The following is a 25,458-nucleotide window of genomic DNA, read 5'->3' on the forward strand; positions in this document are numbered from 1 at the left end:
GTTCTCTCACTTTAGTGTAAGTGATAAAAAAACATTCGCAGCACAGATTGTCAATTTTTTGCCTGCCGCCGGCTTGAAATGACGAAGCTGGCCCCCATTTTGTTAGCAAGGCCGAATTAAGAATTTGCCGTAAGGGAATTCTGGCCAATTAGCCTGTCCGGAGTGGAAGGCTTATTTATGTAAACCTCGCTGAAGTGCCTTAGGAGGCTGTTTTATGCGCAACTTTGATCTTTCCCCGCTATACCGTTCCGCGATCGGTTTTGACCGCCTGTTCAATGCGCTGGAGGCGGGACAAAGCCAGGGTAATGGCGGCTATCCGCCTTATAACGTCGAGCTGGTGGATGAAAACCATTATCGCATCGCCATCGCGGTGGCCGGGTTTGCCGAGCAGGAGCTGGAGATCACCACGCAGGACAATCTGCTGATTGTACGCGGCGCCCATAATCACGAACCGGCAGAAAAAACCTACCTGTATCAAGGTATTGCCGAGAGAAACTTCGAGCGTAAATTCCAGCTGGCCGAGCATATTCACATTAAGGGCGCCAAACTGGAAAACGGCCTGCTGTATATTGATCTGCAGCGTATCGTGCCGGAAACATTAAAACCGCGTCGCATCGAAATTAAATAATTCTTCTTTCACCGGCGCCATGCCGCGTCGGTGAATATGCAATAGCTATCGGCCCGCCGACAGGGGGCTGAATAAACACATCTCGCTTAAATAGAAGGAGTTGTCCCTATGCGTAATTACGATTTATCCCCGCTTCTGCGTCAATGGATTGGTTTTGATAAACTGGCCAGCTCAATGGGGGGCCAGGAGCCTCAGGGATTCCCGCCCTACAATATTGAGAAAAGCGACGACAACCATTATCGCATTTCCCTGGCGCTGGCCGGTTTCCGGCAGAGTGAGCTGGATATCGAAGTGGAAGGCCCGCGCCTGAGCGTCAGCGGCAAGCCGACTCCGCCGGAAAAGCAGGTCGAGTACCTGCATCAGGGGCTGGTGTGCAAAGAGTTCCAGCTGACGTTTACCCTGGCGGAACACCTGCAGGTTGCCGAGGCCAAATTCGAAAATGGCCTGCTGCATATCGATCTGGTGCGTCAGGTGCCGGAAGCGTTGCAGCCGCAGCGCATCGCCATCGGCAGCACGCCGGAGCTGGAAGCCAAATAACCGTCTGAAAAACGGCGATAATGATACGGGGGAGGTCCAGCGGGATCTCCCCCGTTGCGTTCTGTGGCGTACCCCACATTCCCCCCGCATCGCGAGTGTCATAATCCCTTTAAAATGTGTGCCTTTGGCCGCGCGCCGGATGTTCAACTTTGGCAAGGATGTGAGCTATGAGCGATATCGCCCTGACCGTCAGCATGTTGGCGCTGGTGGCCGTTCTCGGGCTGTGGATGGGCAATTGGAAAGTGTATGGGGTTGGGCTGGGTATCGGCGGCGTGCTGTTCGGCGGCATTATCGTCGGGCACTTCGCGCAAATGGGGCAGATCGACCTGAACGGCGATATGCTGCATTTTATCCAGGAGTTTGGCCTGATCCTGTTCGTTTATACCATTGGCATTCAGGTCGGCCCGGGTTTCTTCTCGTCCCTGCGGGTATCCGGCCTGCGGCTCAACGGCTTCGCCATTTTGCTGGTGCTGGCCGGCGGCCTGGTGGCGGCGGCGGTGCACAAGCTGTTCGAGGTGCCGCTGCCGATCGTTCTTGGCGTGTTCTCCGGCGCGGTCACCAATACCCCGGCGCTTGGCGCGGGCCAGCAAATCCTCACCGATCTCGGCTCGGACCCGTCATTGGTCGACGGTATGGGGATGGGTTACGCCATGGCTTACCCGTTCGGCATCTGCGGCATCCTACTGGTGATGTGGCTGATTCGCCTGTTTTTCCGCATCAATATCGAGCGCGAGGCGCAGGCGTTTGACAGCGGCCCGGGGAGCCGGCGCGAGCTGCTGCACGCCATGAACGTGGCGGTGCGCAATCCTAACCTGCAGGGCATGGCGATCAAGAACGTGCCGCTGCTCAACGGCGAGGACATCATCTGTTCCCGGCTGAAGCGCGGCGAGCTGCTGATGGTGCCGGCGCCGCTTGAGCGGCTGGAGCTCGGCGATTACCTGCATCTGGTGGGCAAACGCGAGAGTCTGGAAAACGCCCGGTTGGTGATCGGCGAAGAGGTGGACGCTTCGCTGTCGACGCGCGGCACCGCGCTGCAGGTGGTGAGGGCGGTGGTGACCAACGAAAGGGTGCTGGGCAGCAAAATCCGCGATCTGAACCTGAAACAAAAATATGACGTGGTGATCTCGCGCCTCAATCGCTCGGGGGTCGAGCTGGTGGCGGGCAGCAACGTCACGCTGCAGTTTGGCGATATCCTCAACCTGGTCGGCCGGCCGGAGGCCATCGACGCGGTGGCGGCGATCGTCGGCAACGCGAAGCAGAAGCTGCAGCAGGTGCAGATGCTGCCGGTGTTCATCGGCATCGGCCTGGGGGTGCTGCTGGGCTCCATTCCGCTGTTCGTGCCCGGTTTCCCGGCGGCGCTGCGCCTGGGCCTGGCCGGCGGGCCGCTGGTGGCGGCGCTGATCCTCGGGCGCATCGGCAGCATCGGCAAGCTGTACTGGTTTATGCCGCCGAGCGCCAACCTGGCGCTGCGCGAACTGGGCATCGTGCTGTTTCTGGCGGTGGTCGGGTTGAAATCGGGCGGTAATTTCGTCGATACCCTGCTGCATGGCGAAGGGCTGGCGTGGATCGGCTATGGCGCGCTGATTACCGCGATCCCGCTGCTTTGCGTCGGCATTCTGGCGCGCACGCTGGGCAAGATGAACTACCTGACGCTCTCCGGCATGCTGGCGGGTTCGATGACCGATCCGCCGGCGTTGGCCTTCGCCAACGGTTTGCACCCCAGCTGCGGCGCCGCTGCGCTGTCCTACGCCACGGTTTATCCGCTGGCGATGTTCCTGCGCATCATGTCGCCGCAGTTGCTGGCGGTGCTGTTCTGGGCGATATGACCGAAGGGCGCGGCGATGCGCCCTTATACGACGTCAGCCCGCTTCCTGATGCGCGCGCTCGATCTCTTCCGCCAGGACCGCCACCCCGCGTTCGATTTTCTCCGGATCCGGCACATAGTTCATGCGCATGCACTGGTGGGTGTGCGGCCACTCATGCTCCAGCCCCGGGAAGAAGTAGTGCCCCGGCACCATCAGCACGCCGCGCTGCTTCAGGCGCTGATACAGCAGCTCGGTGGTGATCGGCAGATCCTTGAACCACAGCCAGAGGAAAATCGCCCCTTCCGGCTTGTGGATCAGGCAGCGCTCCGGCGAAAGGTAGCGACGGATGATCTCGATGGTGTGCTCGACGCGCTGCTGGTAGAACGGACGGATCACCTCGTTCGACAGGCGCAGCAGATCGCCGCGCTCGATCATTTCGGCCGCCAGCGCCGGCCCCATGCTGCCAGGCGACAGGCTGATGATGCCGTTCATGTTGGTCAGCGCGCTGATGACCTTCTCGTCGGCGATCACGATGCCGCAGCGCGAGCCGGGCAGGCCGAGCTTCGACAGGCTCATGCACAGAATGATGTTCGGGTTCCACAGCGGCGTGGCGTCGCTGAAGATGATGCCGGGGAAGGGCACGCCGTAGGCGTTGTCGATCACCAGCGGAATGCCGCGCTGCTGCGCCAGCAGATCGAGCTTCATCAGCTCTTCGTCGGTAATCACGTTGCCGGTCGGGTTGGTCGGGCGCGACACGCAGATCATGCCGATATCGTCGCCGATATTCAGGTGCTCGAAGTCAACGTGGTATTTGAACTGGCCTTCCGGCAGCAGCTCGATGTTCGGCTTGGCCGAAACGAACAGCCCTTCGTCCAGCCCGGCGTCGGCATAGCCGATGTATTCCGGCGCCAGCGGGAACAGCACGCGGCGGCGCGAACCGTCGGCGTAGCGGCCGGCGAACAGGTTGAACAAGTAGAAAAACGCGCTCTGGCTGCCGTTTGTCAGTGCAATATTCTGTGGAGAGATCTGCCAGCCGAGTTCGTCGCGCAGCAGATTGGCCAAGGCTTTCAGCAGCGCATCCTTGCCCTGCGGGCCGTCGTAGTTGCACAGCGCCTCGGTCAGTTTGCCCTGGTCGAGCAGGTCCTGGCACAGCTGTTTGAAGTAGCTCTCCATCTCGGGGATCTGCGCGGGATTGCCGCCGCCAAGCATGATGGCGCCGGGGGTGCGCAGGCCTTCGTTCAGGTCGTCCATCAAGCGGGTGATGCCCGCGTAACGGGTAAATTTGTCGCCGAAAAGTGAAAAAGTCATAGGTGCAGCAGTATTGTTTTTAGCAGGTAATCGCCCACCATACCGCCAGATAAATCAGGGTGCAATGCGGTTCATAAAACGGCCTGTGGGCATAAACTTCGCCCACAGGCTCATCTCCAGCATATTACGCTGAATTATTGTGACCGATCGCCGACCCACACCACCATCACCTTATCCTCGCCGAGCCGGCGGCTGAAGGCGTAGTAGCCGGCGTTTGGCAGCGGCTGCTGCACGCCGGCGCCGATCGCCGGATGGCGGGCGCGGAACTGCCCAAGCCGCTGCCAGTGGGCCAGCAGCGGCGCCTTGTCGCCCTGAAGTTCGCGCCAGTTCATATCGGAACGGGTGCCCTGCAGCGGATCGGAACCGGCCGGGCCCAGCGGGCGGCCGCTTTCATCGCCGTAGTAAATCTGCACCGCGCCCGGCGTCAGCAGCAGCAGATCCGCCGCCCGCCGCTGCAGCGCCAGCGAACCTTTGGCGTCGTCGGCGAAGAACAGCCGGGTGTCGTGCGAGGAGAGATAGCTCAGCACGTTGAACTGCTGCAGCCTGTCGGCCATCTGGCGGTAGGTGGCGTCGATGTCGGCGAAGCAGCCCAGCGCCTGTGACGCCTGGTCCTGAAAATCGAAGTTGATCATCGCGTCGAAGCCGTTCTGGTAATAGTCGCTTTTCATCACGCCGTGCCCCCAGGCTTCGCCGGTCATCCAAAACGGCGCATCGTCCAGCGCCTGCTGCGGATTATCGGCTTTCCACGCCGCCAACGCCGCCGTGGCGCGCTGTTTCAGCAGCGCCAGCGTCGGTTTTTCCACGTGTTTGGCGGTATCGACGCGAAAACCGTCGATGCCGTAATCGCGCACCCACTGGCTGAGCCAGGTGGTCAGGTAGTCGCGGGTGGCGGCGCCGGGAATGTCCCGTGCGGCGGTGTCGGGTTTGTGGCGATAGAACGGCGGCAGGCCGCTGGCGCCGGGCGCCTCGGTTTTGATGTCCGGCAGAAAGGCCAGCGACAGGGTCAGATCGTCGTAGCCCGGTGAGTCGTAGTCGCCGATATCGGTGCGGATCCAGTTTTTCCCCCACCATGTGCTCCAACCGGCCCGGTCGCTGAAGTTGATGACATCGTTAAAGCTGTGCCAGTTTTGGCCGGGGCCTGGCCGCCAGTCGTTCCAGCGTTTGCCCAGGTTTTTTTCGAGCGCCTCGCCCTTCAGGTACAGCGAACCGAACTGAAACTGCTGCATGTCCGCCAGCGTGGCGTAACCGACGTGATTCACCACCACGTCAAACAGGATGCGGATGCCGCGCCGGTGCGCCTGTTCGACCAGCGTGCGCAGATCCTGTTCGCTGCCCATATTGGCGTCGAGCCGGGTCCAGTCCAGCGCATAGTAGCCGTGGTAGGCGTAGTGCGGGAAATCGCCCTTGGTGCCGCCGCCGACCCAGCCGTGGATTTGCTCCAGCGGCGAACTGATCCACAGGGCGTTGACGCCGAACCGCTGCAGGTAATCCAGCTTCTGCGTCAGGCCGGCCAGATCGCCGCCGTGGAAGGTGCCGATCTCCTGCAGGCCGTCGCTGCGGCGGCCGTAGCTGTGATCGTTGGCCGGATTGCCGTTCTCGAAACGATCGGTGAGAACGAAATACACCGTGGCGTTGTGCCAGCTGAAGGCCGCCGGCTCGCTCGCCCCGGTGGATTCCAGCAGCAGCAGCCCGCCGCTGCCCTCGGCCGGCTGCAGGGTGACCTTGCCCCGGCGCACCTGCGCCGTCTGGCCGGAATAGAAGTCGCGCAGCGTTTCGCCCTCGGCGAAGGTGGCGGAGACGTCGAGCGTCACCGGCGCGCCGTCCCAGCGCGGGCAGCGGCGGGTAACGGCGGCCGTGGCGGCCTGCGGCGCGCTCTTCAGGCCGAGCCGCAGCGTCGGCGTGCCGCTGCGGGTATCGATCCGCACCTGGTAGTCGCCGCCGCGGAACAGCCGCCAGTTGACCGGCGGGTTGGCGCCGCAAGGCTGCAGCGACAGGGTTTGGTTCAGCTTCACCGCCGCCGCCGGTTGCCAGCACTGTTGGTCCTGATGCAGCCGCAGCGGCAGCTGCCCTTTGGCCAGCGTGGCCTGGCTGATAAACAGGCCGGGGGCGGTTTCGTCGAAGGGCGGCAAGCCCTGCAGCGTCCAGCCGGCCATCGCTGCCGGCGACAGCAGCATTAACAGGGGTAGGGTCAGGCGTTTCATGGCTCTCCTTACGCGGGGCAGGAAGCGTTTTTATCCCAGGGGAGTCGCCAGTGTGCCGAAAGGAGAGAAAACGGCCTCATCCCGGCGTGAATTTTTAGAGGATGAGGAGGGGGGGGGAGCGTTTTCGGACAGATTCCGCTTGGTTTTATCCGCATCCTGGGTCAGATTGAATTCGTTCAACCGAATCAAGGAGGCGAATGATGACGGATAAAGGATGGCGGGAAGAAATAGTGCAGGCGATTCAGGAGGCCGAGCTGCGGGACTTCGCCGAAGAGCATCAGCTGCAGGCGTTGTTTCATCCGGCGCCGGAAGAAAACCACGGCCGGCTATCCGCAGATAACCGGCCGCGATAGGTTATTTCTGCAACAGCTGCGGGTTGACGCAGTTTTCTTTCACCGTGCCGGTCAGCGCGGCGATCAGATTATCCACCGCGCAGGCGGCCATGCCGTAGCGCGTTTCATGGGTGGCGGAGCCGATATGCGGCAGAGCCACCACGTTCGGCAGCGTCAGCAGCGCTGAAGACGCCGGCAGCGGCTCTTTCTCGAACACATCCAGCCCGGCGGCGTGAATGGTGCCGTTTTTCAGGGCTTCGATCAGCGCTTGCTCATCCACCACCGGGCCGCGGCCGGCGTTGATCAATATGCCGCTCTTTTTCATCTTCGCCAGTTGGTCACGGCCGATCAGGTGGAAGGTCTCGTCGGTCAACGGCAGCGTAATGCAGATGAAGTCGGACTCGGCCAGCAGGGTATCCAGATCGCAACGACGGGCGTTGAAACGCTGCTCGGCTTCCGCGTGGGTGCGGCGGGCGTTGTACAGCACCGGCATGCCGAAACCGAAGTGCGCGCGCTGCGCCAGCGCCAGGCCGATGCGGCCCATGCCCAGGATGCCGATGGTTTTATGGTGCACGTCGACGCCAAACCAATCCGGGCCGATGCTGCCCTGCCATTCGCCGGCTTTCACCCGCTCGGCCACTTCCACTACGCGGCGCGCGGTGGCCAGCACCAGGCTCATGATGGTGTCGGCCACGGTCTCGGTCAGCACGGTTGGCGTGTGCATCAGCAGCACGTTGCGGGCGTTAAGCGCCGCGACGTCGAAGTTGTCGTAGCCGACGGAAATGGTGGAGGCGGCGCGCAGCTTGGGCGCCAGCTGCAGGAAGGCTTCGTCGATTTTACCGCCGGAGCCGATGATGCCCTCGGCCTGCTGCAGCGCCTGGCGCAGCGCGTCGCGGTTTTGCGGGTTCAGCCCGTCGAAGGTGTGCACGGTGAAGTGCTGTTCCAGCCGCTCGCGCAGGTCGGCGGGAAGGCTTTTGTACAATACGATAGAAGGCTTCATCACGAACATCCATTGGGTCACGTTTAACATAGGTATAAATAAAGTATAACCAGATCAAGCCAGTTGCGGCTGAACCTCGTTACGGGCGGGCTTGACCACCAGCGTCAGCACCACCGCCGCCACCAGCGCGATGGCCATAAACATATAGGATGCCGCCGGGCTGCCGGTGGCGCCGTTCAGGTAACCGACGAACCAGGAGCCGAAGAACGAGCCCAGCGCGCCCATGCTGTTGATGAGCGCCATCGCGCCGCCGGCGACGTTTTTCGGCAGCATTTCCGGGATGATGGCGAAGAATGGGCCGTACGGGGCGTACATCGCCGCGCCGGCGACCACCAGCAGGCCGTAGGAGATCCAGAAGTGGTTGGCGCCGACGGCGTAAGAACCGAAGAACGCCAGCGCGCCGATCAGCAGCAGCGGCCAAACGAACAGCTTGCGGTTTTGCATTTTATCGGAGGCCCAGGACACCAGCACCATGGCGATGGTCGCCGCCAGATAAGGCACCGCCGACAGCCAGCCGGCTTCCACCATGCCCATCTGCATGCCGCTGCGCAGGATGGACGGCAGCCACAGCACGAAGCCGTACACGCCGATGCTCCAGGCGAAATACTGCGCGCACAGCAGGATCACGTTGCGCGAGCGGAAGGCTTCGCCGTAGTTGCGTACCGCTTTGATGCCCTTCTGTTCTTCATCCAGTTGACGCTGCAGCGCCAGTTTTTCTTCTTCGTTCAACCATTTGGCCTGCGCCGGCTTGTCTTTCGCCAGTACCCACCAGCAGAAGGCCCAGATCACCGCCGGAATGCCTTCGATGATAAACATTTCACGCCAGCCGAAGGCGTGGATCAGGTAGCCGGACACCACCGACATCCACAGCACCGTCACCGGGTTGCCGAGGATCAGGAAGGTGTTGGCGCGCGAGCGTTCCGACTTGGTGAACCAGTTGCTGATGTAAATCAGCATCGCCGGCATCACCGCGGCTTCCACCACGCCGAGAATGAAACGGATGGCGGCCAGCATCGGGATATTGCTCACTACGCCGGTCAGCGAGGCGCAGCCGCCCCACAGGATCAGACACCAGAAGATCAGTTTTTTTACGCTGCGACGCTCGGCGTAGATGGCGCCGGGGATCTGGAAGAAGAAATAGCCGAGGAAAAACAGCGCCCCCAGCAGCGAGGACATGCCCTTGGTAATGCCCAAATCGTCGTTGATGCCGGCAGCCGAGGCAAAGCTGAAGTTGGCGCGATCGAGATAGGCCAGGCTGTAGGTGATAAACACGATGGGCATGATGTACCACCAGCGTTTGGCGGCGATAGTCGCTTTGTTCATGTTCGGGTTCCTCAGTGGTGTTGCATACCCTTCGCCTTTCGCGCCGCAACGTGAAAATCGTTGGGTATAGATGCTCTCCCGGCGGTCTAGTTGTAGGGCTAGAGGCGCGGCCGTGTTGGAGATTGGGTTTAATTGTTTGTATTTATTTTATTTATTCAGCCAATGCCGCGCGGGTCGGCAGCCCTTCGCTGTCGCCGATGGCCTGGATCGCCAGCGAGCCGATTTTGTTGCCGCGTTGCACCGCCTGTTTCAGCGTTTTGCCTTCCAGCAGGGCGCTGAGGGTCCCGACGGCGAAACCGTCTCCCGCACCAACGGTATCCACCACGTTGCTGACTTTGATTGCCGCCACCGCCGCACTGTCGCCGCCGGCGGTTTTAAACCAGGCGCCATCCGGGCCGGTTTTGATGATCACCGCCTGCACGCCGCGCTCCAGATAGAAATCGGCGATGCCTTCCGGCGTCGATTGCCCGGTGAGGATCTGCCCCTCTTTCAGCCCCGGCAGCACCCAGTCGGCGGCGAACGCCAGCTTGTTCAGCTGTTCGATCATCACCTGCTGGCTGGACCACAGCACCGGCCGCAGATTGGGGTCGAAGGAAATGGTTTTGCCCATGGCGCGCATTTCGCGAGCGGCATGGTTGCACAGCTCCAGCGACTGGCCGGACAGCGCCGCCGCCACGCCGCTCAGGTGCAGATGGCGCGCGGAACCGAAGTAATCGCGGTTAAAATCGGCGGTCGACAGATGGCTGGCCGCGGAGCCTTTGCGGAAGTACTCCACATTGGGATCGGTACCATCGATGTTTTTGGATTTGACCTGGAAACCGGTCGGGTAATGGCCATCCACCGTCACCTGCTGATAGTTGATGCCTTCTTTTTTCAGCTGTTGCAGGGTAAAGCGGCCAAACGAGTCGTTGCCGACCCGGCTGACCCAGCCGACGTTCAACCCCAGGCGCGCCAGGCCGATCGCCACGTTCAGCTCGGCGCCGGCGATGCGTTTGGTGAAGCTCTCCACGGCCGCCAGGTCGCCGGTTTGCGCCGCCACGAACATCGCCATGGCTTCACCGAGCGTAACTACGTCCAATTGCGCGTCGCGCGCGGTTGTCAGCGTTGTCATCATGTTTACTCCGCGCGCAGAAGGTTAACGTAGTGGCGGGTGACGGCTTCCAGCGAGTCGCCCTGCAGCGGGAATTCGATACCGCGCGGCGCATCCTGCGGCAGACGGGCCAGCAGGGTACGCCAGCTGCCGTCGGTGTCGTCCAGCGCGATGGCGCGCCAGCCGCGCGGGCCTTGGGTGGCGGCTTTGACGTGCACATAGCTGACGTGGCGCGCCAGGCGGTCGGCGGCGGCGAAGGCGTCTTGCCACACCCAGTGCCAGTTGGCCATGTCGAAGGTCATGCTGACCGGCAGATGGTTATCTTCCGCCGCGTGGAAGAAGGCGTTCAGCAGCGACAGAATGCCGCAGTCCGGGGTCTGGTCGTTTTCCACCACCAGTTTGACCGGATGTTGCTCCAGCGCCACCTTCAGCTCGGTGAAATCAAAGCCCGGCTGGTAGTGGCCCAGCGAGAGCTTCAGCTGGCGCGCGTTGAGCGCCTGGGCCTCCGCCAGCAGCGCCGGCAGGTTGGGATTCAGCGCGTGTTCTGGGGTGAACAGCGCCTCAGGCGCGGAATAGACCGCGAACAGCCGTTGGCGCTCAATCTCCAGCGCCAGCGCCGGCAGGCTGTCCAGCTCTTGAGGGGCGAACAGTTCGCGGCGGATCTCCACGCCGTCGGCGCCCGCACCGGCGATGATCGGCAACAGTGCGGCCTGGCCGCCGTGCTGTTGAACGGTATCGGTGCCGTATGCGCCGGTCACCACGATAATTTCTTTTTTCATTTTGGCTCCTGAGGTGGCGTTGTTCCCACCAATGCTGTTACCAGCACGTTAAATGGAACCGGTTCCAAGCGAAAGCGACAGAATGTAAAAATATGATCGCAATCACGAAGCTGCGCAAAAAACAGTCGCGAAAGAGGCGAGGGGAGCGTAAGGCGGGGTGCGCTGCGCGCCCCGTAGAGCGGATTAGCGGGTGGTGGAGCCGCGCACGATCAGTTCGCCGGAGAACATCCGTTCGCCGATCGGCGCATCGAGCCCCTGAATGCGCTGCACCAGCTGTTCCAGCGCCGCATGGCCCATTCGGTAGGTCGGCTGTTTCAGCGTGGTGATGCCGACGCCCGCCAGCTCGGCCCATTCCAGCTCGTCGAAGCCCAACAGGCCGATATCGCTGCCCCATTGAATGCCCAGCCGGCGCATGGCGCGCGCCACCTGCAGCGTCAGCGCGCCGTTGGCCGAGATCACCGCCTTGCGCATGCCGCGATGGCCGTCGTTGAAGTGCTTCAGCACCTGTTCCAGCTGTTGCTGGTCATTCAGCGGGGTTTCCGCCCGCTCTGCCAGCAGATCGGCATGCTGCGCCATGGTTTGATTGAAGGCGTGCAGCCGCTCCAGCCGGGTGTTGACCGTGCCGATCGGTTCGCTGAGGAACAGAATGGCTTCAAAACCCTGTTGCAGCAGGTGTTCGGTGGCGGTGGTCGCCGCTTCGTGGTTGTTCAGGCCCACCACGTCGCAGTCGAAATCGGGGATTTTGCGGTCGATCAACACCATTGGCAGCATCGACTGTTGCAGCGTCGACAGCGCTTCTTCACGCATGCCGACCGCGTTGACCACGATGCCCTCCACCCGATAGCTGCTGAGCAACTGCAGGTAGTGCTGTTCCTGATTGACCTCGTTGTTGGTGTTGCACACCAGCAGGGTAAAGCCGTGTTGGCGGCAGGCGGCTTCGATGCCGCGCATGACGTCGACCGAATAGGGGTTGGTGATGTCGGCGAGGATCAGACCGATCAGGCGCGTTTGGCCGCCCTTCAGGCTGCGGGCCATCTGGCTTGGCCGGTAATCGAGCTGTTGGATCGCCTGCTCGATGCGCCGTTTGAGATCGTCAGAAAGCAGATGCTGCTCACCATTCAGATAGCGCGACACGCTGGTTTTGCCGGTTTTGGCGGTTTTTGCCACATCGCTGATGGTGGCGCGCCCCGAAGCGCGCATTGCCTTCACACTGCTCACAGCCGATCTCCCCTGCGGTTAATTGCCAAGGAGACTATCACACCCGATGCGCAGCCGGGAATGTTGAATGGCGGGGAAGAGGGAAACGGCGGGGCGGAGCGCCCCGCGCGGGATTACTGCAGCGGGCTGAGGGTGATCTCGACGCGGCGGTTCTGCGCCTTGCCTTCCGCCGTGCTGTTGGAGGCGATCGGATTGTCCGGGCCGGCGCCGGTGGTGCGAATGCGGTTCGCCGCCACGCCCTGGGTGATCAGCGCGCTGGCGACGCCGTCGGCGCGTTGCTGCGACAGATTCATGTTGAGCGAACGGGAACCGGTGCTGTCGGTATAGCCGACAACGTTAACCGCCGTTTTCGGGTATTCCTTCAGCACCATGGCGACGCCGGTCAGGGTGTTGGCGCCTGCCGGTTTCAGGGTGGCGCTGCTGCTGTCGAAGGTCACGTTGTTCGGCATATTCAGCACGATGTTGTCACCCTGGCGAGTGACGCTGACGCCGGTGCCTTTCATCTTGTCGCGCAGCTTGGCTTCCTGCACGTCCATGTAATAGCCCGCGCCGCCACCCAGCGCCGCACCGGCGGCCGCGCCGATCAGCGCGCCTTTGCCGCGGTCTTTTTTGGATGAGGACAGCACGCCTACGCCGGCGCCCAGCGCCGCGCCGAGGCCGGCGCCGATGCCGGATTTACCGGCTTCTGATTCGCCGGTGTACGGGTTGGTGGTACAGGCCGACAGCGTGAGCGCCATGCTCACCGCGCCGGCAATAATCGCAATGCGTTTTTTCATGTTTTTTTCCTTAATGGCATCAGAATCTGTGTGCGTCAATCCAGGCGGGGACGCTAAAAATCGGTAGCGCAACGGAAACGCCCGCCGCGCCGCGCTACTATGACGCGTTTTAACCCCGGCAGTTCCGGAGAGAAACGTGACAAATTATAAGCGCATAGCAGCAGGAACCCGTTATGCGGCAAAACGCGGGGCAATGCCATGCAGTGGATTCTGAATTGCGCGCATCCGCGAGCCGGATGCGCCATTTTTAACCGTAAGGCGCGCCGTTTTCGGCCGATGACCAGTTCATGATCAGCGTATAGGCCCGGGTTTCCTCGTTGAACAGCCGCTGCGTCGGCCGGAAACCCCGCTTGTGGTAGAAGGCGCAGGCGCGCAGGTTCTGCTGGTACACCTCCAGGCTCAGCCGGCGGTAGCGCCGTTGCACCTGCGTCATCAGCGCCGCAGCGACGCCGCGCCCATGAAACCGGCGATCGACGAACAGCGCGCCGATAAACTGCTCATCCAGCACGCTGATGAAGCCGACGATCTCGCCATCCTGACAATAAGCCCAGCTTTGCGCCCGCGGCAGGTAGTTTTCCCGCACCAGCGCGGCGCTTTGCCGCCAGTAATCCTCGGCCACGAACGGGTGCGCGGCGATGGTGCTGGGCAGCCACAGCGCCATCAGCCGTTCCAGATCGGCCGGGCCGCAGGGGCGGATCAGTGCGGCTTTGGGTAGCAGATGCAGCCTGTCAGATGATCGTTCACCAGGCCGCTGGCCTGCATGAAGGCGTAGCAGATGGTGGAACCGATAAATTTGAAGCCGCGCTTTTTCAGCGCCTTGGACATGGCGTCCGACAGCTCGGTCTTGGCCGGCACCTGATTCAGCGCCTGCCAGCCATTGAGCTGCGGCTGACCGCCGACGAATTGCCAGATGAAGGTGACGAAATCCTCGCCGGCCGCCTCCATCGCCAGATAGGCTCGGGCGTTGGTGATGATGGCTTCTATTTTGCCGCGGTGGCGGATGATGCCGCTGTCCTGCAGCAGCCTTTCCACGTCCTGTTCGTTCATGGCGGCCACCCGTTGCGGGTCGAAATCGTGGAAGGCGCGGCGATAGTTTTCGCGTTTTTTCAGCACGGTGATCCAGGATAAGCCGGCCTGCTGCCCTTCGAGACACAGCATTTCAAACAGCTCGCGCGCATCGGTGGTCGGCGCCCCCCATTCCTTGTCGTGATACGCGAGATACAACGGATCTGCCGTCACCCAACCGCAACGTTCATCTGCCATAATGATTATCCCTGTGCTGTGTTTATTTACAGTAATCATCGCCCGAAGCGGCGCACTTGGCAAGCCTCTGATTGTTTTATCATCACCCGGCTTGACGTGGCGAAAAAGCCGGCAATATTTACTAGATGGCCGACGTGAAAACAGGCCAATGATAAAAACGCGATTTCCTTCATTTGCTGGCTCTCAGGAGTCGATTCATGCCTCTAAAAATAACTCGCATGCCCCGCCCGGCGGCGCTTGCAGTGGCAATATTCTGCTATATGACGACCCCGGCTCAGGCTTACGATCGGATTTACGTATTTGGCGATAGCCTGAGCGACACCGGCAACAACGGCCGGTTTACCTATGACGGCAACCGGCACCTGCTGTACGACGAGGCGTTGGCGCAGCGCATTGGCGCCGCGCTGCTGGCGTCGGACAACGGCGGCGACAACTATGCCGCAGGCGGCGGCGTGGCGGTGCCTGCGCTGAACCCGGCCGACAACACTCAGGATCAGCTGCAGAGCTATCTCAAGCGGGTCGATGGCCGGGCCGACGGCGACGGTCTGTATGTTCACTGGATCGGCGGCAACGATCTGGCGGCGGCGGCGTTAAACCCGACAACCGCGCCCGGCGTCGCTTATAACAGCGCGGCGGCGGCGGCGGCGCAGGTCCATTCCCTGCTGAATGCCGGCGCCGGCACGGTGATCGTGCCCACGGTGCCGAATATCGGCTCTACGCCGCAGCTGATGGAGTTGATTATCCAGCAGGCGCTGCCGCCGGTGCAGGGCGCCGCGATCCAGGCGGCTTACGCCACCCTCAATTCGCTGACCACTCCGGACAACGCTTCACGCACCCGGGCGATCCATGACGCGCTGGCCGCCGCCGCGAAGCAGGGCAGCGCCGTTCCGCAGGTGCAGCAGGCGATCGCCGCCCAGCTGATCGCCGCCTACGACGGCCTGAGCGCCCAGGCCGCCCAGCTGACCGATTTCTATAACCAGAGCGAGGACCGCCTGCTGGCGCAGGGCGGCGGCAATATCGTGCGGGTTGACGTCAATAAACTGTTCGGCGAGGCGATCGCCAATCCGGCGCAGTTCGGCTTCGCCAACACCGCGGGGATGGCCTGCCCGGCCGGCGTTTCCTCGGCGGTATGCCGTTCCGCCATGCCGGGCTTCGACGCTGCCCAGTCCTACCTGTTCTCCGACCATTTTCACCCCAGCCCGCAGGCGCACCTGCTGATCGCCGATTATATTCAGGCGGTACTGGACGGCCCGGCACAGGTGGTGGCGCTGAACCAGGCGACGGCGGCGTTGGCGCGCGACAGCCGCGCCACGCTCGACAGCCGTTTCCAGCAGCTGCGCAACGGCGATAATCCGCAGGGATCGCTGGGCGTATTCGGCGGCTATGCCGGCCAGCATTATGACTACTCCGCCAACCTGGCGGCGGGCGACGGCAACGCCACCACCCATAATTTGACGGTGGGGGTGGATTATCAGCTGACCGACGGTTGGCTGATCGGCGCGCTGATTTCCGGTTCCAACGACGATCAGCAACCCTCCAGCCGTTATGACTATAAGGCGCGGGGCCTGCTGTTTTCGGCGTTTACTTCGCTGGCGATCTTTGAGCAGGGGTGGGTGAACGCCGATCTGCATTATGCGGCGATGGACTATGACGATATCCGCCGCAGCGTGCAGCTTGGGCCGCTGACCCGCACCGAGACCGGCAGCACGGACGGCAAGCAGTGGGGGGCGCGCGTCACTGCCGGTTATGATTTCCCGATCGCCGACTTCCTGACCACCGGGCCGATGGCGCAGTTCGCCTGGGACTACAGCCGCGTTGCCGGCTACGGCGAAGACGGCAATGACAGCACCGCCATGCGTTTCAACGATCAGACCTATCATTCGCAGATTGGCGCGTTGGGATGGCGGCTGGACACCCGCTTCGGCATGTTTAATCCCTATGCCGAAGTCAGCTATCAGCATCAGTTCGGCGATGAGGTCTACCGCGCCGGCGGCGGTTTGAAATCGACCCAAACTTCCTTCACCCGCGACAGCGCCAGCCAGGACAAGAACTGGGTAGACGTTACCCTGGGGGCCAATATGCCGCTGACCGATCAGGTGGCGGCATTCGCCACGGTATCGCAAACCGGCGGTCTGAGCAGCGGCGAACAGTTTATGTATAACGTCGGCGTCAGCGCGCGTTTCTGAGGCCGGCGGCCGCCTGCAGTCGGGCGATGTGTGGGGGCGTCAGGGGGCGGTTCAGGGCGAAGGTACGGCTAAAACTGTACTTTAGTACAACTATCATTGGGGGAGGAAAGTCATTATTGTTATTGCATAACAACAAGGTAGTAGTAGGTACAAAAAAAAACTGATCCGGTTAAGGATCAGGTAGCCACTTGGCCAACACCAGGGAAAATTTTACTTATTATTGTATAACCAAATATTCACTGTCAATTTCTTTCTCCAGTGGCGCCGCAGTCACTGGCGCGTAGCCCGTTGTCGGCTGCCCGCCAACACCTCTCTTTTTTAAATTCGCGCCTTATATTGTTTGTTTAATGATGCGCAATTGTGATTGTTTTGTTCATGATGTGTTAATTTAATGTCGCCAATGCGCGCCGCACCAGCCGTTCTTGTATTATGATCCTGGCCGATAAATGAAAGATTCCCGTTATTCATCCTGAACGCGCGCCGTTAATTATTGATGTTTTATATTTTAATATTCCTCAATAATATAAGGTTATTGGGATTTTAATAGGGTTATGCTCGAGAATAACTCTATGTTATACTTCGACGGCTATTTGTGTTTTGGTTTTTTATTTTAAAGAGGGTTGATGCGTGTCTAATTTATTTTTCAATGATGAAAACATTAATGCCTCGATAAAAAAACATCTGGAAGCAACGCTAAGCGAATACAAAAACATCAAGTACGCTTATGCGATAATGAATAAAAGAAATCCGGCGAATTTTTCTATCATATCAAACAGAACGGAATGGTTTGAGTTTTATATTAAAAACAACTATCAATTTATCGATCCGGTGCTGATTACGGCCTCGCACAGGATAACTCCGTTCACCTGGGATAAAGATCTGAAGATCGGTTCGGGGCTCAAGTTGCCGAAAATATTTGATATGGGCAAGAATTACAATGTGATAAATGGATATACCTTCGTGCTGCACGATCACAACCATAATCTGGTGGTGCTTTCCATTATGCTGGATAAACATTGCGATGATGATATAGAAGAACAGCTCGAAAAGAACAAAGACAAAATTCAGATGTTATTGATTACCACGCATGAAGAGCTGACGGCGAATTATCAGAACGTGAATACCCCCGCAGATTTTGAAAGAATGAACCAGCGGGAGTTTTTTTCAAAACGAGAGAACGAGATTATTTACTGGGCAAGCGTGGGGAAATCCTATCAGGAAATCGCGCTTATCCTGGGGATAAAACTTACCACAGTAAAATATCACATTGGCAATGCGGTCAAAAAGCTGGGCGTCACCAATGCCAAACATGCCATCAGGCTGGGGGTTGAGCTACAGCTGATCCGCCCGCTTCCCGCCGACGGGGAATGATAACGGCCATGAGCCCGCAGCGTTGTCCGGCAGCGGGGTTTGCTGGGCGATGCGTGCGATCAGCCGCTGCTGGTTGTCGTCATCTACCGGCATATAGACCAGATAAATATTTTGATTTTTCTCGGAGCACCCGGTTTCCACCACCGAGATCTGCCAGCCTGAACGTTGGAAAATAACCAGCATAGGGTGGCTGATGATGGCGTAAATGCCTTGATAACCAAAGTTTCTGGCATAGTTGATCATGGACAGGAAAAGTATCGAACTGATCGGCTGCCGGCGGAGCTCCAGCGCACGTACGCGTTCTTTATCAATAAACAACCGGCTGGCTTCAACATAATTCCCTTCGGGCAGGCTGATATTATTAAAGTATTCGTTGAACTCCCCGCAGGTGATCATATTGGGGTTCTTGGTTTCGATAAAACGCAAGCTGCAAATGACCTGGTCTTTATAGGTGCCGAAAACATAGGTGGTGTGACGATCGTCGTAGGCGTCAAACTCCATGTTGTTTTCACAATTTACGATCCAGTCGAGACGATCTTTAAACGTTTTCTTTCTAAGAGAGAATAACTCTCTCGACCTATTATCAGACAGCAGATTATAGCCTACGTCAAAGATCTCTATCATTTTAACTACTTTCCCTAATTGAATTTAATTTTTTAATCGCCAGGCAATCACAATTATTTATCCTAACAGAGTCACTATGGCAAGTAAATTTTAGCCGGCGGCGGTATGGCCATGATAAACGCATCATATAACACTGAGTTATAGTTTTTTTCATTCTATTTACTTGCGTGGAGGTTTTTCAACACCGGCGCGGTTATTATTCCCTGCCGGGTGCGTGCCGGGCCCGGCAGGGAATAATTAGCCGTACGGACGGCGTTTCAGAACGGCGCTTGCTGCAGCTTGTTGCTTCCCGGATTGGCCGGCGGCGCCGCCATTTTCCGTTCCGGCTGCAGCAGGGTCATGCACAGCATGCTGCAGAACGAGACGACCGCGGTGGCGAAGAACATCGCGCCGTAGCCATGATGTTGCGCCAGCCAGCCGCTCAGCATCGGGGCGGTAATGGAGGCGATGTTCGCGATCGCCAGCGTCATGCCGCTGTACGCCCCCACCGAGGCTTTGGGCGTGACGTCGATCACCACCGACCAGTAGACGTTATTCACCAACGCATTCAGCGCATTGCCCAGGGTCATCAGCAGAATGATTTCGGTCGGCGAACGCATGAACGGGATCAGCAGGAAGCAGGTGGCGGTCAGCAGCAGCGTCAGCGCGGCAAACAGATTGCGCGCCAGCCGCAGGTTGCCGAAGCGCCGCAGCAGGGCGTCGGCAATGCGCCCCCCCAGCAACACGGTGAAGCAGGCGCCGCTCCAGGGGATCATCGCCACGTACCACAGCGAACGCAGGTCGTAGTTAAAGGTATCCTGCAGGTATTTGGGCCCCCAGGTGACCAGCACAAAGGTCACGTACAGGAAGGAGAAGTAGCCCAGGGCGTTGAACACCAGGGTGCGGTTGGTGAAGAACGCCCACCACGGCAGGCGCGCTTGCGCGGTGTCGGTTTCCTGATCGGCGCCAATCGCCGCCAGTTCGACGGCGTTGACCTGCGGGTGCTGCTGCGGCGCGTCGGTGAAGTAGCGGGCGAACAGCAGGATGGCGAGCAGCGAGAACAGCCCCAGCAGGATAAACATGCTGCGCCAGTCGTCGGTCAGCAGCAGCAGGCCGACCGCCAGCGGCGCGGTCAGCAGCGAACCGACCTGGGTGCTGAGCAGGCCAATCCCCAGCGCGAATCCCCGCTCCTTGCGCGGCGCCCAGTGGGCGATGGTCTTGTTCATCAGCGCATAGGCCGGCCCCTCGGCGAAGCCGAACATGATGCGCAGCGCGGCGAATCCCATGATCGCCGAGCCGCCGAACAGCGCCACCCCGAGCTCACCGGCCCAGGCGGTGGCGATCTCCAGCAGCGACCACAGGGCGCCGGCCAGCAGCCAGACTTTTTTGGTGCCGATGCGGTCGGCCAGGAAACCGCCGCACAGCGAACCGAACAGATAGCCGAAGCCGAAATAGCCCAATACGGCGCCCAGCTGCGCCTTGTTGAAGTTGAACTCGCGAGAGATATCGTTGGCGGCGAAAGACAGCGCGCCGCGGTCGACGTAATTGATCAGCGCAATAAAGAACACCATGGCGAAAATGCGGTAACGATAACGGCTGTCGGTCAGGGCGTGGGTCATCAGCGAACCTCCTGGCATGTTGGATATCAGGAAGCAGCAAGATCGGTGCCAGCGGCGTTTTTGCGCCGGCGGCGGCGGCGAGCGGCGGCGGCCCGGCGGAAAATGGGCACTCTGCGGGCGCAGTTGCCTCATTAGGGTGCATGAAAATTCAACGCTTCTCGACCGATTCGCACTTGTTGCCGGATTCAGGCTGTATATCTTACGGTCAACGGGTATACTGGCGCATTCCATCTAAATCCACTTGTATCGCGTGCGAATTCAACATGCAAAAGTTTGATACCAAGACCTTTCAGGGCCTGATCCTGACACTGCAGGACTATTGGGCGCGCCAGGGCTGCACCATCGTTCAACCATTGGACATGGAAGTCGGCGCGGGCACCTCACACCCGATGACCTGCCTGCGCGCACTGGGCCCGGAGCCGATGGCTACCGCCTACGTGCAGCCATCCCGTCGCCCGACCGACGGCCGCTACGGTGAAAACCCGAACCGTCTGCAACACTACTACCAGTTCCAGGTGGTGATTAAGCCATCGCCGGACAACATTCAGGAACTGTACCTGGGCTCGCTGAAAGAGCTGGGTCTGGATCCGACCATTCACGACATCCGCTTCGTTGAAGACAACTGGGAAAACCCGACGCTCGGCGCCTGGGGCCTGGGTTGGGAAGTGTGGCTGAACGGCATGGAAGTGACGCAGTTCACCTACTTCCAGCAGGTCGGCGGCCTGGAGTGCAAGCCGGTGACCGGCGAGATCACCTACGGTCTGGAGCGCCTGGCGATGTACATCCAGGGCGTGGACAGCGTTTACGATCTGGTGTGGAGCGATGGCCCGCTGGGCGTCACCACCTACGGCGACGTGTTCCATCAGAACGAAGTGGAGCAGTCCACCTACAACTTCGAATACGCCGACGTGGATTTCCTGTTCTCCTGCTTCGAGCAGTACGAGAAAGAGGCCCAGTCGCTGCTGGCGCTGGAAAAACCGCTGCCGCTGCCGGCCTACGAACGCATTCTGAAGGCGGGACACACCTTCAACCTGCTGGATGCGCGCAAGGCGATCTCGGTGACCGAGCGCCAGCGCTATATTCTGCGCATCCGCACGCTGACCAAAGCCGTTGCCGAGGCCTACTACGCTTCCCGCGAAGCGCTGGGCTTCCCGATGTGCAAAAAGAACGAGAACTAAGAGGCAGCCATGACTCAACAGACTTTCCTGGTGGAAATCGGCACGGAAGAGCTGCCGCCGAAGGCTCTTCGTTCACTGGCGGAATCCTTTGCCGCCAATTTTACCGCCGAGCTGGATAACGCCAACCTCGAACACGGCGAAGTGAGCTGGTTCGCCGCTCCGCGCCGTCTGGCGCTGAAAGTGGCCAACCTGAGCGCGGCGCAGGCCGATCGCGAAGTTGAAAAACGCGGCCCGGCGATCGCCCAGGCGTTCGACGCCGAAGGCAAACCGAGCAAAGCGGCCGAAGGTTGGGCGCGCGGCTGCGGCATTACCGTCGATCAGGCCGAGCGCCTGGTGACCGACAAGGGCGAGTGGCTGTTATACCGCGCCCACGTCAAGGGCCAGTCTGCGCAGCAACTGCTGGCCGGCATGGTCAGCACTGCGCTGAGCAAGCTGCCGATCCCCAAACTGATGCGCTGGGGCGATTCCGAGGTGCAGTTCGTGCGCCCGGTGCACACCGTGACCCTGCTGCTGGGTTCGGAACTGATCCCGGGCACCGTGCTGGGCATCGAGTCCGCCCGCACCGTACGCGGCCACCGCTTTATGGGCGAAGCCGAGTTCACCCTCGACAACGCCGACCAATACCCGCAGATCCTGCTGGAGCGCGGTAAAGTGGTCGCCGATTACGAAGCCCGCAAGGCGCTGATCAAGCGCGACGCCGAGCTGGCGGCGCAGCAGATTGGCGGCAAGGCCGATCTGAGCGAAAGCCTGCTGGAAGAAGTGGCCTCGCTGGTGGAATGGCCGGTGGTGCTGACCGCGAAGTTCGAAGAGAAATTCCTGGCGGTGCCGGCGGAAGCGCTGGTGTACACCATGAAGGGCGACCAGAAGTATTTCCCGGTGTACGACGCCGCGGGCAAACTGCTGCCGAACTTTATCTTCGTCGCCAACATCGAATCGAAAGATCCGCAGCAAATCATTTCCGGTAACGAGAAGGTGGTGCGTCCGCGCCTGGCCGACGCCGAGTTCTTCTTCAACACCGACCGCAAAAAACGCCTGGAAGACAACCTGCCGCGTCTGGAAACCGTGCTGTTCCAACAGCAGCTGGGCACCCTGCGCGACAAGACCGACCGCATTCAGGCGCTGGCGGGCTGGGTTGCCGGCCAGATCGGCGCCGACGTCAACCACGCTACCCGCGCGGGCCTGCTGTCGAAGTGCGACCTGATGACCAACATGGTGTTCGAGTTCACCGACACCCAGGGCGTGATGGGCATGCACTACGCGCGTCACGACGGCGAAGCGGAAGACGTGGCCGTCGCGCTGAACGAGCAATATCAGCCGCGCTTCGCCGGCGATGCGCTGCCGCAGTCGCTGGTGGCCTGCTCGCTGGCGATCGCCGACAAGATGGACACCCTGGCCGGCATCTTCGGCATCGGGCAGCATCCGAAAGGCGACAAGGACCCGTTCGCGCTGCGTCGCGCCGCGCTCGGCGTGCTGCGCATCATCGTCGAGAAAAACCTGCCGCTGGATCTGCAGACCCTGACCGAAGAGGCCGTGCGCCTGTACGGCAGCAAGCTGACCAACGCCAAGGTGGTCGACGAGGTGGTGGAATTCATGCTGGGCCGCTTCCGCGCCTGGTACCAGGAAGAAGGCCATGCGGTCGACACCATCCAGGCGGTGCTGGCGCGCCGTCCGACCAAACCGGCCGACTTCGACGCGCGCGTCAAAGCCGTCAGCCACTTCCGCACCTTGGACGAAGCGGCGGCGCTGGCCGCTGCCAACAAGCGCGTTTCCAATATTCTGGCCAAGTCGACCGATACGCTGAACGACCGCGTACACGCCTCGGTGCTGAAGGAAGCGGCCGAAATCCAGCTGGCGACGCATCTGGTGGTGCTGCGCGATAAGCTGGAGCCGTATTTCGCCGCGGGCAACTATCAGGATGCGCTGGTGGAGCTGGCTGCGCTGCGCGAGCCGGTGGATGCGTTCTTCGACAACGTCATGGTGATGGCCGAAGACGACGCGGTGCGCGTCAACCGCCTGACGCTGCTGAGCAAGCTGCGCGAGCTGTTCCTGCAGGTGGCGGATATCTCCGTGCTGCAGTAATCGCGGTTCACCCTGAAAAGGCGCCTTTGGGCGCCTTTTTTATGGCTGGCGTAACTGTTTGATACCGGCTGCGGTCAAGCGATAGGGTTGTAAACGGCTCTTGGGCTTATCCGGTAGCGTCATTTCAATCCAACCGGCATTCAAGGCCGGTTGGAGATAGCGTTCGCGGAAAGATTTTCGATCCTGCAACTGTAGAACATTCTGGAGTGCTTCTCGCGACATCTCACCTTGCAGCGCCGCCAGTAAGTCATCGACTTGGGGGGTGACTTGGGGGGTGACTTGGGGGCCAGTGCTCTGCTTAAGCGCCTGCAGAATCATTTCCATCATAAATTCTACAAAGGGGGCGCAGTCGGTTTTTAGCGTGCTGAAGTTTAGTGCCTGGTAGTAGCCGGGTTGGTTGTCGTGCACCAGGCTTTCAACCGGCACGTTGGCGAACAGCGGGTTCCAGCGGGACAGGATCAGCGTTTGCCACAAGCGGCCCATACGGCCGTTTCCATCGGTAAACGGATGAATAAATTCGAATTCATAATGAAATACGCAGCTGGCGATGAGCGCAGGAAGATCGGTTGTCTGTAGCCAGGTTAGCAATTGACGGACTAGCAGCGGCACTCGTTCTGCCGGGGGAGCCATATGAATGACGGTGGTGCCGTTCATGACGCCGAGGCCACCCTGGCGGTAGTGACCGGCGTCCGCCAGCAGGCTACTCATCAGCATGCGGTGCGCGCCGAGTAAATCGTTTTCTCTGTCCGGATGCCAATTACTCAGGTTCGTATAGCAGTGGATGGCATTCATGGCTTCCTGAACCTCGCGCGGCGGTGCAATGATGCGCTTACCGGCAATAATCGCGGTGATTTGCTCTTCGCTCAGCGTATTGCCCTCGATAGCCAGCGAGCCCTGAATGGTGCGAATGCGGTTTATGCGCCTTAGCCGCAACGTGTGCTCTTGTTCCGCTTGCATCGTCAAACGGGCCAACGCGGCCCCTACGTCTGTCGCCAGATGCAGAATGGAGGGGGTGATGGTCAACGGCGGTTGATAAGAGGACATGAGCAAGTTGGCCCGACGATAAACGTTGGAAAAGTGTACCATGCGTACGTGGTACACGCAGTACGCCGTTTTTAACCAGACAATGTTCACCGCAAACGGAATCGCGTATCGGATCGCCGTCAGTTGATCTATTCTTATAGGCGCACGGAGTGCAGAAAAAGGGACGGAGTCCGATGAAAAAGCAGGTTTATAACAGGAGTTATGTCACATGGCGGTAGGGATCCAGAGCAGAGGCTTCGCGCGTTGGTTGGCACCGGTATTGGCATTGTTGGTGGTCATGCAGCTGACCGCCTGCGGCGATAAAGAGCCGGAACAACGCAAGGCATTCATTGATTACTTACAGAACACGGTAATGCGCAGCGGGGCGAGCATACCCACGCTGAGCGAAGATCAGAAACAGAAATTCGGCAACTATGCCGGGGATTACGCCATTCTGGTCGGCTTTTCCCAGCAGTTGTCCAAGTCGGTCGATGCCAGCCTGACGCCGGCGCTGGATCAGATTAACCAGATCCGCACCGCGCAGGACTACATGAGCAAGCGCGACGCGCTGCAGCAATCGGTAGGGGCGTTGAACCTGCTCGGCCAGCAGATCCAGTCGGCCAAATCGCAGGCGGATACCGCCCGGGCGGCGTTGAAGCAGCCGGATGACCTGAAAGCGGTCTATAACCAGGCCTATGACAAAATCGTCACCGGCCCGGCGAATGCGCTGATGCCGGCCATCCCGACCACCGCCGGCTTCGTGCAGGATCTGGCGCAGGTGGGCGATTTCCTGCAGACCCAGGGCAATCAGGTGAGCTTCAACAACAATGGCGTCCAGTTCCGCACCGCCCAACAGGCGACGCAGTACAACACCATGATGTCGAACCTGGTGGCCAAGCAGCAGAATCTGCTGAATGCGCAACGGACCATCCAGAGCGTGATGCAGTAAGCCTTGCTCACGACGCATTAAAGGCCGGCTTGCCGGCCTTTATTATTTCCCCTCAGCGTTTCCAATAGCTTGCTCGCTTCTTGCGCTGCGCTTCTGTACTACACTTCGAGTAATCATTCCGTTTTATCATGTAGTTTTCTTTCATTCATCGCATCGCTATTTCCCGGCGGGATGAATGCTCACAGGGAAG

Annotated in this window: 22 protein-coding genes; 9 read left to right on the plus strand and 13 right to left on the minus strand. The window is 60.1% G+C overall.

Annotation, left to right across the window (positions count from 1 at the left end; genetic code table 11):
- Positions 1–214 precede the first annotated feature (214 nt).
- From ibpA to CKW09_RS00095, 3 genes are all read left to right on the plus strand, one after another.
- Positions 215–628: a small heat shock chaperone IbpA gene (ibpA, locus tag CKW09_RS00085; protein ID WP_061797838.1), complete on the plus strand. Its 414-nt coding sequence runs from the start codon at positions 215–217 to the stop codon at positions 626–628.
- A 108-nt stretch (positions 629–736) separates the two neighbouring features.
- Positions 737–1,165, plus strand: coding sequence for a small heat shock chaperone IbpB (gene ibpB / locus CKW09_RS00090; protein ID WP_061797840.1), 429 nt, complete (start codon positions 737–739; stop codon positions 1,163–1,165).
- Positions 1,166–1,332: 167 nt separating this feature from the next.
- Positions 1,333–2,991, plus strand: a complete 1,659-nt coding sequence (locus tag CKW09_RS00095; protein ID WP_095094887.1) for a putative transporter — start codon at positions 1,333–1,335, stop codon at positions 2,989–2,991.
- A gap of 33 nt (positions 2,992–3,024) precedes the next feature.
- Here CKW09_RS00095 and CKW09_RS00100 read toward each other — a convergent pair whose 3' ends face one another.
- Positions 3,025–4,278: a valine--pyruvate transaminase gene (locus tag CKW09_RS00100; protein WP_061797842.1), complete on the minus strand. Its 1,254-nt coding sequence runs from the start codon at positions 4,276–4,278 to the stop codon at positions 3,025–3,027.
- Positions 4,279–4,412: 134 nt separating this feature from the next.
- Positions 4,413–6,479, minus strand: coding sequence for an alpha-amylase (locus CKW09_RS00105; protein ID WP_095094891.1), 2,067 nt, complete (start codon positions 6,477–6,479; stop codon positions 4,413–4,415).
- A gap of 197 nt (positions 6,480–6,676) precedes the next feature.
- On the opposite strand from CKW09_RS00105, the gene CKW09_RS24645 reads away from it, so the two are divergent.
- Complete coding sequence (locus CKW09_RS24645; RefSeq protein WP_157079238.1) at positions 6,677–6,832, plus strand: hypothetical protein; 156 nt, start codon at positions 6,677–6,679, stop codon at positions 6,830–6,832.
- Between the two features lies 1 nt (position 6,833).
- On the opposite strand, the gene ghrB is transcribed toward CKW09_RS24645, so the two are convergent.
- The 8 genes from ghrB to CKW09_RS00145 form a co-directional block, all read right to left on the minus strand.
- Positions 6,834–7,811 carry a glyoxylate/hydroxypyruvate reductase GhrB gene (gene ghrB / locus CKW09_RS00110; protein WP_095099932.1) on the minus strand — a complete coding sequence of 326 codons (978 nt, stop codon included), beginning with the start codon at positions 7,809–7,811 and terminating at the stop codon, positions 6,834–6,836.
- 54 nt (positions 7,812–7,865) lie between these two features.
- Positions 7,866–9,134 carry an MFS transporter gene (locus CKW09_RS00115; RefSeq protein ID WP_061797844.1) on the minus strand — a complete coding sequence of 423 codons (1,269 nt, stop codon included), beginning with the start codon at positions 9,132–9,134 and terminating at the stop codon, positions 7,866–7,868.
- A 151-nt stretch (positions 9,135–9,285) separates the two neighbouring features.
- Positions 9,286–10,245 carry a sugar kinase gene (locus tag CKW09_RS00120; protein WP_095099935.1) on the minus strand — a complete coding sequence of 320 codons (960 nt, stop codon included), beginning with the start codon at positions 10,243–10,245 and terminating at the stop codon, positions 9,286–9,288.
- A 5-nt stretch (positions 10,246–10,250) separates the two neighbouring features.
- Positions 10,251–11,003, minus strand: coding sequence for a sugar phosphate isomerase/epimerase family protein (locus CKW09_RS00125; protein WP_095094894.1), 753 nt, complete (start codon positions 11,001–11,003; stop codon positions 10,251–10,253).
- Between the two features lie 183 nt (positions 11,004–11,186).
- Positions 11,187–12,203 (minus strand): LacI family DNA-binding transcriptional regulator, encoded by a 1,017-nt coding sequence (locus tag CKW09_RS00130; protein WP_061797847.1) that lies wholly within the window; start codon positions 12,201–12,203, stop codon positions 11,187–11,189.
- 131 nt (positions 12,204–12,334) lie between these two features.
- Positions 12,335–12,997: an OmpA family lipoprotein gene (locus CKW09_RS00135; RefSeq protein ID WP_061797848.1), complete on the minus strand. Its 663-nt coding sequence runs from the start codon at positions 12,995–12,997 to the stop codon at positions 12,335–12,337.
- Between the two features lie 247 nt (positions 12,998–13,244).
- On the minus strand, positions 13,245–13,697 hold the full coding sequence (locus CKW09_RS00140) for an N-acetyltransferase (protein WP_061797962.1): 453 nt from the start codon (positions 13,695–13,697) through the stop codon (positions 13,245–13,247).
- Positions 13,694–14,260, minus strand: coding sequence for a DNA-3-methyladenine glycosylase I (locus CKW09_RS00145; RefSeq protein WP_061797849.1), 567 nt, complete (start codon positions 14,258–14,260; stop codon positions 13,694–13,696). Before CKW09_RS00145 ends, CKW09_RS00140 begins: the two co-directional genes overlap by 4 nt.
- Before the next feature lie 197 nt (positions 14,261–14,457).
- On the opposite strand from CKW09_RS00145, the gene CKW09_RS00150 reads away from it, so the two are divergent.
- Together CKW09_RS00150 and CKW09_RS00155 are read left to right on the plus strand one after the other, a co-directional pair.
- Positions 14,458–16,446 carry an autotransporter outer membrane beta-barrel domain-containing protein gene (locus CKW09_RS00150; RefSeq protein WP_061797850.1) on the plus strand — a complete coding sequence of 663 codons (1,989 nt, stop codon included), beginning with the start codon at positions 14,458–14,460 and terminating at the stop codon, positions 16,444–16,446.
- Between the two features lie 627 nt (positions 16,447–17,073).
- Complete coding sequence (locus tag CKW09_RS00155; RefSeq protein WP_061797852.1) at positions 17,074–17,817, plus strand: helix-turn-helix transcriptional regulator; 744 nt, start codon at positions 17,074–17,076, stop codon at positions 17,815–17,817.
- Here CKW09_RS00155 and CKW09_RS00160 read toward each other — a convergent pair.
- The gene (locus tag CKW09_RS00160; RefSeq protein ID WP_061797853.1) at positions 17,779–18,441 is read right to left on the minus strand and encodes an acyl-homoserine-lactone synthase; all 663 of its coding nucleotides are present in this window, start codon (positions 18,439–18,441) and stop codon (positions 17,779–17,781) included. The genes CKW09_RS00155 and CKW09_RS00160 overlap by 39 nt on opposite strands.
- 257 nt (positions 18,442–18,698) lie before the next feature.
- Positions 18,699–20,039: an MFS transporter gene (locus CKW09_RS00165; protein WP_061797963.1), complete on the minus strand. Its 1,341-nt coding sequence runs from the start codon at positions 20,037–20,039 to the stop codon at positions 18,699–18,701.
- A gap of 263 nt (positions 20,040–20,302) precedes the next feature.
- On the opposite strand from CKW09_RS00165, the gene glyQ reads away from it, so the two are divergent.
- Together glyQ and glyS are read left to right on the plus strand one after the other, a co-directional pair.
- Positions 20,303–21,217: a glycine--tRNA ligase subunit alpha gene (glyQ, locus tag CKW09_RS00170; RefSeq protein ID WP_044554320.1), complete on the plus strand. Its 915-nt coding sequence runs from the start codon at positions 20,303–20,305 to the stop codon at positions 21,215–21,217.
- A 9-nt stretch (positions 21,218–21,226) separates the two neighbouring features.
- On the plus strand, positions 21,227–23,296 hold the full coding sequence (gene glyS, locus CKW09_RS00175) for a glycine--tRNA ligase subunit beta (protein WP_061797854.1): 2,070 nt from the start codon (positions 21,227–21,229) through the stop codon (positions 23,294–23,296).
- Between the two features lie 39 nt (positions 23,297–23,335).
- On the opposite strand, the gene CKW09_RS00180 is transcribed toward glyS, so the two are convergent.
- Complete coding sequence (locus tag CKW09_RS00180; protein ID WP_231922107.1) at positions 23,336–24,397, minus strand: Fic family protein; 1,062 nt, start codon at positions 24,395–24,397, stop codon at positions 23,336–23,338.
- Between the two features lie 151 nt (positions 24,398–24,548).
- Here CKW09_RS00180 and CKW09_RS00185 point away from each other — a divergent pair, with 151 nt between their 5' ends.
- Positions 24,549–25,268 carry a DUF3053 domain-containing protein gene (locus tag CKW09_RS00185; RefSeq protein ID WP_061797855.1) on the plus strand — a complete coding sequence of 240 codons (720 nt, stop codon included), beginning with the start codon at positions 24,549–24,551 and terminating at the stop codon, positions 25,266–25,268.
- Positions 25,269–25,458: the final 190 nt, after the last annotated feature.

Source organism: Serratia ficaria, from assembly GCF_900187015.1.
GTDB lineage: Bacteria > Pseudomonadota > Gammaproteobacteria > Enterobacterales > Enterobacteriaceae > Serratia > Serratia ficaria.

Bases quoted from the DNA above. Each gene is read 5' to 3' on its own strand.
- ibpA (WP_061797838.1), top strand. From the start codon at position 215: ATGCGCAACTTTGATCTTTCCCCGCTATACCGTTCCGCGATCGGTTTT.
- ibpB (WP_061797840.1), top strand. From the start codon at position 737: ATGCGTAATTACGATTTATCCCCGCTTCTGCGTCAATGGATTGGTTTT.
- CKW09_RS00095 (WP_095094887.1), top strand. From the start codon at position 1,333: ATGAGCGATATCGCCCTGACCGTCAGCATGTTGGCGCTGGTGGCCGTT.
- CKW09_RS00100 (WP_061797842.1), bottom strand. From the start codon at position 4,278: ATGACTTTTTCACTTTTCGGCGACAAATTTACCCGTTACGCGGGCATC.
- CKW09_RS00105 (WP_095094891.1), bottom strand. From the start codon at position 6,479: ATGAAACGCCTGACCCTACCCCTGTTAATGCTGCTGTCGCCGGCAGCG.
- CKW09_RS24645 (WP_157079238.1), top strand. From the start codon at position 6,677: ATGATGACGGATAAAGGATGGCGGGAAGAAATAGTGCAGGCGATTCAG.
- ghrB (WP_095099932.1), bottom strand. From the start codon at position 7,811: ATGAAGCCTTCTATCGTATTGTACAAAAGCCTTCCCGCCGACCTGCGC.
- CKW09_RS00115 (WP_061797844.1), bottom strand. From the start codon at position 9,134: ATGAACAAAGCGACTATCGCCGCCAAACGCTGGTGGTACATCATGCCC.
- CKW09_RS00120 (WP_095099935.1), bottom strand. From the start codon at position 10,245: ATGACAACGCTGACAACCGCGCGCGACGCGCAATTGGACGTAGTTACG.
- CKW09_RS00125 (WP_095094894.1), bottom strand. From the start codon at position 11,003: ATGAAAAAAGAAATTATCGTGGTGACCGGCGCATACGGCACCGATACC.
- CKW09_RS00130 (WP_061797847.1), bottom strand. From the start codon at position 12,203: ATGCGCGCTTCGGGGCGCGCCACCATCAGCGATGTGGCAAAAACCGCC.
- CKW09_RS00135 (WP_061797848.1), bottom strand. From the start codon at position 12,997: ATGAAAAAACGCATTGCGATTATTGCCGGCGCGGTGAGCATGGCGCTC.
- CKW09_RS00145 (WP_061797849.1), bottom strand. From the start codon at position 14,260: ATGGCAGATGAACGTTGCGGTTGGGTGACGGCAGATCCGTTGTATCTC.
- CKW09_RS00150 (WP_061797850.1), top strand. From the start codon at position 14,458: ATGCCTCTAAAAATAACTCGCATGCCCCGCCCGGCGGCGCTTGCAGTG.
- CKW09_RS00160 (WP_061797853.1), bottom strand. From the start codon at position 18,441: ATGATAGAGATCTTTGACGTAGGCTATAATCTGCTGTCTGATAATAGG.
- CKW09_RS00165 (WP_061797963.1), bottom strand. From the start codon at position 20,039: ATGACCCACGCCCTGACCGACAGCCGTTATCGTTACCGCATTTTCGCC.
- glyQ (WP_044554320.1), top strand. From the start codon at position 20,303: ATGCAAAAGTTTGATACCAAGACCTTTCAGGGCCTGATCCTGACACTG.
- glyS (WP_061797854.1), top strand. From the start codon at position 21,227: ATGACTCAACAGACTTTCCTGGTGGAAATCGGCACGGAAGAGCTGCCG.
- CKW09_RS00185 (WP_061797855.1), top strand. From the start codon at position 24,549: ATGGCGGTAGGGATCCAGAGCAGAGGCTTCGCGCGTTGGTTGGCACCG.